Raw genomic sequence first — 7,143 nt, 5'->3', positions numbered from 1 at the left:
GGCCGGGCGCGAGCATCGCTTTCCCGGTTTCCGAGGCGGGCGGGCTGTTCTTCCTGGGGGATGGCCATGCCTGCCAGGGTGATGGCGAGATCGTCGGCACCGGCATCGAGACCAGTTTCGAGATCGCGTTCACCCTGCATCTGCGCAAGAATGCGCCGGGCCGGTGGCCGCGTTGCGAGACCGCGACCGAGATCATGACCCTGGCCAGCGGCCGCCCGCTCGACCAGCCGCTCCAGTTCGCGACGACCGAGATGCTCCGCTGGATCGTCGACGACCTCGGTGTCGATACCGTCGAGGCGAGTCATCTGCTCGGCCAGTTGGTCCGTTACGACGTCGCCAACATCTTCAACCCCGCTTATTGCGTGGCCTGCCGGCTGGATAAGAACGACATCACGAGGGCGATGTCGCTGCTCGGCAAGTAACCCCAGCGAGGCGGCGCCCGGCTGGGAGTCCAGGGCAATAACGCTTGGGCAAGAGCTCAGCCGGCCTGTAGCGGCTTGCGATAATACACCACCCGCTCGGTTTCTTCGAAACCGAGCGCCTCATGCGTCTGCTGCGAGACGGCATTGGACAGGTCGGTGTCCGAGGCGAGTTCCATGCAGCCATGGCTCTTTGCCCAGGTCTCGACGGCTGCGCAAAGCGCCCGGGCGACGCCGTGAAGCCGTGAGCCGGGCGTGACATAGATCCCTTCGAGGAAGCCGACGGGCGAGGTTTCGCAGCCATTGACGTAGTCGTGCCGCAGGGCGGCCTCGGCAAGGCCGATCGCCAGGCCAACATCGTCCCGCGCGATGAACGCGGTATCGTTCGCACTTGCGAGAATGCCCACGGCCTCGTCGCGATGCTCCTGCGCGGTCGAATCCGGCCAGAGGGCCAGGCGCAGCCTGATCCAGTCCTCCTGCGTCTCATCCGTGCAGGTTTCGATCAGCATCGGACCAGCCGCGTCCCTCTTGCCAGTTGGATCGGCAACAATGCGGTCGCGCCCGCCGGTCACGACGCCAGGCGTTCCAGCATGGTGTAGGGACCGCCCTTGTAGGTGGTGCTTCCGAAGGGCCGGTATCCGAACTTGTCCGCCAGGCGCAGCGAGGCGACGTTTTCGGGGGTGATGATGCAGACGGTGCGGGCAGGGGCGTGCGTGCGGGCAAGCCAGTCATGGCTTGCGGCGACCGCCTCCGCAGCCAGGCCCCGTCCATGCGTCGAGCGCGCCATGATCCAGGAGGCTTCCGGGAATCCGTCGAAGCGCTCGCCCAGGCCGCGGTGGAAATCGGCGAGGCCGACATCGCCGACCAGTTCGCCGCTTGCCTTGTCGAAGACGGCGAACATGCCGTAGCCGAGCAGCGACCAATGGCCGGCATAGCGCAGCAGCCGGTTCCAGCCATCCTCCCGCGACAATTGCGGCACGGCAATGAACCGGAACAGGTCCCGGTCCGAAAACATCGCGTACCAGGGTTCGAAATCCTCCAGCGCGTGAGGGCGCAGGAGCAGGCGTGGTGTCTCGATCATGGCGGGACAGAAAGCAGCAGCACGACTCGGCGTCAACGCAGGAGAACGCCCTACAGCCCCGCGATCGCCTCGCCGGGATCGGCCTTTGGAGCCCTGGCGATCGCGAAGGCGGCGTTCAGCTCTGCGCCATAGAGGAAGATCGCGGCGAGCCAGTAGAGGAAAACGAGGGCGATCATCGCCGTCGCAAGGCCGGCATAGGTCGTGACATAGGCACCTGCAAAGCCGTCGAGATACCAGCCGAAGCCGAGGCCGCCGACGAGCCAGAAGGCGAGGGTGACGAGAATGCCGGGCCAGAGCGTCCGGATATGCGGGGCGCGGGCCGGCAGCGTGCTGTGTGCGACGATCAGCGCCAGCACGATCAACATGGTCGCGCCAGCGACGCGCAGGAAGCTGAGCAGGATGGAGAGTGGCGCCAGCCAGGGCGCGAAGCCGATCAGCCAGCGCAGGACCAGCGGCCCGAGCACCACGAGAAACGCGAAGGAGAGCATGAACACGGCGCCGCCGATCACGTAGAGGATCGATTCCAGCCGTGTGTGCCACCAGGCCCGCCATTCATAGGCCTCGTAGGCACGGTTGAGGCCGATGCGCAGCGCCTCGACGCCGGACGACGAGAAATACAGCGCCAGCAGCGCGCCAAAGGTCAGCGCGTCGCTGCGGACCGCCGTCAGCACCGAGCGCACCTCGCGTGCGATCGGGATGGCGATCTCCTTGGGCCAGGCCTCGAGCAGCAGCGCGGTTGCCTCATCGGCCGCATTCTGCGTGCCGAAGACGCCGCCGAGCGCGGTCACCAGGATCAGGAAGGGGAAGAGCGACATCAGCACGGAGAGCGCGATATGGCTCGCGATCGCCCAGGAATCATGGGCGAGGAAACGCTCGAACGCGAGGGAGGGGACGGACAGCAGCGACATGCGGAGACTCGGGCGAGCGGGCGCTGATTGTGACCTCAACCCGCCCCGCCGTCATCCAGGCTCTGTGCCCGATCCACCCGCGGCCCCTCGCTGGCCCGGCATGACGCATTCGTTCCCTCCCCCGGACATGCCGTCCCGGCGTCGTCGGACGGCGACAAGCGCTTGCTCCGGGATTATCAGGGCGATCAGCGAAAGCCGGTGCCCATGCTCGAATCGCCCCTGTTCCTGCGCGTCATCCCGCTCGTCTTCACGCTTCTCTGGTCGAGCGGCTGGATCGTTGCCGGCTATTCCGCGCGCTATGCCGACCCGCTGACCTTCCTGGCCGTGCGCTATGCCTGTGCCGGCCTGCTGCTCATCGGCCTGGCGCTCGCCGTCGGTGCCCCCTGGCCGAAGGGCCGCCGCGCGATCATCGACTGCATCGTCACCGGTATCCTGCTGCATGCCGTTTATCTCGGCGGCGTCTGGTGGGCGGTGCGCCATGGCCTGCCRGCCGGAGTTTCCGGCCTGATTGCCGGCCTTCAGCCCGTGCTGACTGCGCTGTTTTCCCCCCTTCTGGTCGGCGAACGCATCTCGCCGGTGCGCTGGGCCGGGATTCTCTGCGGTTTCCTCGGCATCGCMCTGGTGCTCGAGCCGAAGCTGGTCGGCGTCGATCCGCAGGCGCTCGCCGGCATCCTGCTGCCGGTCGGCGTCAATATCGTCGCGATGTTCGCCGTGACCTTCGGCTCCTTCTATCAGAAGAAGCGCATCGTCACCGGCGATCTGCGGACCGTGACCGCCTGGCAGTACACCGCGGCCTTCCTCGTCACGCTGCCCGTCGCCTATGCGCTCGAACCGATGCGGATCGAGTGGAACCTGACCATGGCCCTGGTGCTGGCCTGGTCGGTCCTGGCGCTCTCGCTCGGTGGAATCGGGCTCTATCTCTGGCTGATCCGGCGTGGCGAAGTCTCGCGCACCGCGACCTTCCTCTATCTCGTGCCGCCGGCCGTCGCGGTCGAGGCGTGGCTGCTCTTCGGGGAGACGCTGACGCCGCTCCAGCTCGTCGGCATGGCTGTGGCGGTGCTCGGCGTCGTGCTGGCCAGTCGAAAATAGTCTGGCCCCCAGCCGAAAGGTGGATTTCGGATTCGCCAGGTTCTCTCCTATGCTGCGTCGCAACAAAGGGAGAGAGATCATGAGCGCCAACGTCGCCCGCCACTCCGAGGCCCCTGGCTCCGCCGTCGAGCTGATCGGTGCCGCGCTGCCAGGCTTCGAGACGCTGCTCGACCAGGCGATCGCTGCGGTACGCCAGAAGGTGCTGGTCGACGGCAAGATCTCGTCTTCGAGGCTCGAAGCCGAGCAGCACGCGGCGCATGGCCTGTCCTGGCTCGCGACCTATGTCATGGCGTTGCGAGAGCTGAAGGCCTATGGCGAGCGCCTGCAGGTGGAGGACCGCTACGGCGCCACCGAGGATTACGCGCTGCGCGTCGGCGCCGGTGAATATGCAGCCCAGATCTTTGGCGGCATCCCGATGAGCCAGGGCGAGATCGTCAGGCTCCCGGCGCTCGGCCTTGGCCAGAAGTCGATCGCCGCCGCGCGTGGCGAAGCGGCGGAAACCCTGATCTCCGAGGGCAACACGCCGGAAAACCGCGCGCGCCTCGTCGCCTTGTTCAGCCAGTCGCAGGGGCTCGCCAGTGTCGGCGATCCCGGCCTCGACGAGACCCTGGAAGCGATCCGCTCCGAGATGCGCCGCTTCTGCGAGGCGGAGGTGACGCCGCATGCGCACGAATGGCATCTGGAGAACCACTACATCCCGATGCCGGTCGTCGAGAAAATGGCCGAGCTCGGCGTCTTCGGCCTGACCATTCCCGAGGAATTCGGCGGCATGGGCCTCAGCAAGGTCTCGATGTGCGTCGTCTCGGAGGAGCTTTCGCGCGGCTATATCGGCGTCGGCTCGCTCGGCACCCGCTCCGAAATCGCGGCCGAGCTCATCCTCTGTGGCGGCACGCCGGAGCAGAAGGCGCATTGGCTGCCGAAGATCGCCGCGGGCGAGACCTTGCCGACGGCCGTCTTCACCGAGCCCAATACCGGCTCGGACCTCGCTTCGCTGCGCACCAAGGCGGTGCGGGATGGCGATGTCTTCAAGGTCCATGGCAACAAGACCTGGATCACCCATCCCGTTCGCGCCGATATCATGACGCTGCTTGTCCGCACCGATCCGGACGCACCGGGTTATCGCGGCCTCTCCATGCTGATTGCCGAAAAGCCGCGCGGCACGGACGAAGACCCGTTCCCGGTTGCCGGACTGACCGGCGGCGAGATCGAGGTGCTCGGCTATCGCGGGATGAAGGAATACGAGCTCGCCTTCGACGGTTTCGAGGTCAAGGCCGGGAACCTGCTCGGTGGCGTCGAAGGCCAGGGCTTCAAGCAGCTCATGCAGACCTTCGAGGCGGCCCGAATCCAGACGGCGGCGCGCGCCATCGGCGTGGCGCAATCGGCTTTCGATCTGGGGCTGCGCTATGCGCAGGAGCGCATCCAGTTCGGCAAGCCGCTGATCGCCTTCCCGCGCGTCGCCGACAAGCTCGCGATGATGGCGGCTGAAATCCTGATCGCCCGCCAGCTCACCTATTTCGCCGCTCGCGAGAAGGACGCCGAGCGCCGCTGCGATCTCGAGGCCGGCATGGCCAAGCTGCTCGGCGCCCGGGTTGCCTGGGCCGCCGCCGATAACGCGCTGCAGATCCATGGCGGCAATGGTTTTGCGCTGGAATACCCGATCAGCCGCGTCCTCTGTGACGCCCGCATCCTGAACATTTTTGAGGGTGCGGCGGAGATTCAGGCGCAGGTGATCGCACGGCGGCTGGTCGAGGGCTGACAGCCCCCGGACCCGCCGGAGGAAGCCGGCTGTGTTTGCATCGGCTTTTCCGAAAACCGCAATCCACTCTTCGGGTCGATGCGTTAGCGCTTCGCCTTCCCGGCAGGCTCCAGGGCGGTCGCGCCATCGAACGGGTAGGCCGCGCCGGAGACCTCGATCGCCACATGCGTTCCCGGCTCCGGCGGGGACAGGTCGGATGAGCGCAACTGCAGCAGGGTGTCCGTATCCGCATCGAGCGCGATCGTGACGAGGCTGCTGGCGCCGCCGAACTCGACCTCGACGATCCTCCCTCCGGTGCCGCCAGCGAGCTCTGAGGCGGCCGATGGCCGCAGGCGAAGCTGTTCGGGGCGCAGCAGGATCGTTGCCGGGCCGCGCCGGGTTCGGTCGGTGATCGCAATCTGGCCGAGTGCGCAGCGCGCCGCGCCATCGGCCAGCTCCGCCTGCAGCAGGATCGCGTCGCCGAGGAAACGAGCGATCGCGGGGTTGAGGGGTTGCATGTAGAGAAGCCGTGGCGGCCCGGCCTGGACCAGTCGGCCCTCCTTCAGCACGACGAGCTGGTCGGCGAAGCCGAGCGCTTCGCCCTGGTCATGCGTGACGAGGATCGCGGTCACCGCGAATTCTCGCAGCACGTCGGCCACCTTGCGGCGCATGGTCTCGCGCAGCCCGGTATCGAGGGCGGAGAAGGGCTCGTCCAGAAGCATCAGCCGCGGCCGCCGGGCGAGCGCACGGGCGAGGGCGACGCGCTGCTGCTGGCCGCCGGACAACTGGTGGGGCCGCCTTTCAGCCATGCTGCGCGGCAGTTCGACAATGTCCATCAGCTCTGCAATCCGGGCATCCCGGTCGGTCTGGTTCCGCGTCAGCCCAAAGCCGATATTCTCTGCGATGCTGAGATGCGGGAACAGGGAGCCGTCCTGCGTCACGACGCCGATCCCGCGCAGATGCGCGGGGACGCCCAACCCGCCATCGACGATGATCTCGTTGCCGATGGTCACGGTGCCCGCGGCGGCCGTCTCGAAGCCCGCGATGATGCGCAGCAGGGTCGTCTTGCCCGATCCCGAGGGGCCGACGATCGCGGTCCGTATGCCGGGCGCGACCGAGAAGCTGATATCGTCGAGGGCAAGCGTCGCGCCGTACTGCTTGCTCAGGCCGGAAACGGTCAGGACGCTCACAGGCCGTTCGCCTTTCGCGACTGCCGGTGCAGCATCACGGCCATCGGGATGGAGAGGATGATCATCAGGACCGCATAGGGCGTCGCCGCGACATAGTCGATCTCGCCGGTCAGCGACCAGAACTCCGTCGCCAGCGTCCGCGTCCCATTGGGCGAGAGCAGGAGCGTGGCGGTCAGCTCCGTGGTGATGCCAAGTCCGACCAGCGCCATCGCCGCGCCAAGCCCAGGCGCGGCCAGGCGCAGCGTGACCTGCAGCACCGCCAGCAAGGGCGGCCGCCCGAGCGCCGAGGCTGCCCATTCGAGCTCGACCGGCACCTGCGCGAGGCTGCCGCGCAGACCGACCAGCGCGCGCGGCAGGAAGATCAGCGCATAGGCGACGAGCAGCATGAACCAGCTCTGGTACAAGGGCAGCGCCACGCGGACCGTGATCGTGACCAGCGCGAGCGCGACGACGATGCCCGGCAGCGAGCCGACATAGACATGGCAGGCTTCGAGCCGCCGTTGCCAGAGCCCCGGCCGCCGCACGCACAGCCAGGCGATCGGGATGGCGGCAGCACTCGTGAGGGCGGCGCCGGCCACGGCATAGAAGACGGTCGTGCCGAAGGCGCCGGCGAGATCGGAGATCCGCCAGGCGTCCGCTCCGCCGAGAACGAGCCAGCGTCCGAGCGTCAGGCTGGGGACGCCGAGCGAGAGCAGTGCATAGGTGAGAAGCAGGCCGAGGC

General features: G+C 67.4%; 8 protein-coding genes. 3 read left to right on the top strand and 5 right to left on the bottom strand.

Going from position 1 to position 7,143, the window contains the following annotated elements; all coding sequences use genetic code 11:
* The coding region (locus AC1DRP_RS33325; RefSeq protein ID WP_476770758.1) for an acetamidase/formamidase family protein at positions 1–422 on the top strand (422 nt) is incomplete at its 5' end.
* A gap of 56 nt (positions 423–478) precedes the next feature.
* Here the strand turns inward: AC1DRP_RS33325 and aac(6') are convergent.
* From aac(6') to AC1DRP_RS33310, 3 genes are all read right to left on the bottom strand, one after another.
* On the bottom strand, positions 479–925 hold the full coding sequence (aac(6'), locus tag AC1DRP_RS33320; RefSeq protein WP_441504860.1) for an aminoglycoside 6'-N-acetyltransferase: 447 nt from the start codon (positions 923–925) through the stop codon (positions 479–481).
* Between the two features lie 62 nt (positions 926–987).
* Positions 988–1,500 (bottom strand): GNAT family N-acetyltransferase, encoded by a 513-nt coding sequence (locus tag AC1DRP_RS33315; RefSeq protein WP_441504812.1) that lies wholly within the window; start codon positions 1,498–1,500, stop codon positions 988–990.
* A gap of 50 nt (positions 1,501–1,550) precedes the next feature.
* Positions 1,551–2,408, bottom strand: coding sequence for a YihY/virulence factor BrkB family protein (locus AC1DRP_RS33310; protein WP_441488777.1), 858 nt, complete (start codon positions 2,406–2,408; stop codon positions 1,551–1,553).
* 204 nt (positions 2,409–2,612) lie between these two features.
* Here AC1DRP_RS33310 and AC1DRP_RS33305 point away from each other — a divergent pair, with 204 nt between their 5' ends.
* Entirely contained in the window at positions 2,613–3,497 is an 885-nt protein-coding gene (locus AC1DRP_RS33305; protein WP_441478411.1) for a DMT family transporter, read from the top strand.
* Positions 3,498–3,576: 79 nt separating this feature from the next.
* Positions 3,577–5,253, top strand: a complete 1,677-nt coding sequence (locus AC1DRP_RS33300; RefSeq protein ID WP_441504811.1) for an acyl-CoA dehydrogenase family protein — start codon at positions 3,577–3,579, stop codon at positions 5,251–5,253.
* An 83-nt stretch (positions 5,254–5,336) separates the two neighbouring features.
* Here the strand turns inward: AC1DRP_RS33300 and AC1DRP_RS33295 are convergent, their stop codons facing one another.
* Together AC1DRP_RS33295 and AC1DRP_RS33290 are read right to left on the bottom strand one after the other, a co-directional pair.
* Entirely contained in the window at positions 5,337–6,422 is a 1,086-nt protein-coding gene (locus AC1DRP_RS33295; protein ID WP_441504810.1) for an ABC transporter ATP-binding protein, read from the bottom strand.
* A partial coding sequence (locus tag AC1DRP_RS33290) for an ABC transporter permease subunit (protein ID WP_476770757.1) occupies positions 6,419–7,143 on the bottom strand: 725 nt, incomplete at its 5' end. The genes AC1DRP_RS33295 and AC1DRP_RS33290, both read right to left, overlap by 4 nt.

Source organism: Allobosea sp. 01N443 (assembly GCF_056399325.1).
Note: the sequence above shows the minus strand (reverse complement) of the source record. Positions and strands in the feature narration are given on the sequence as shown.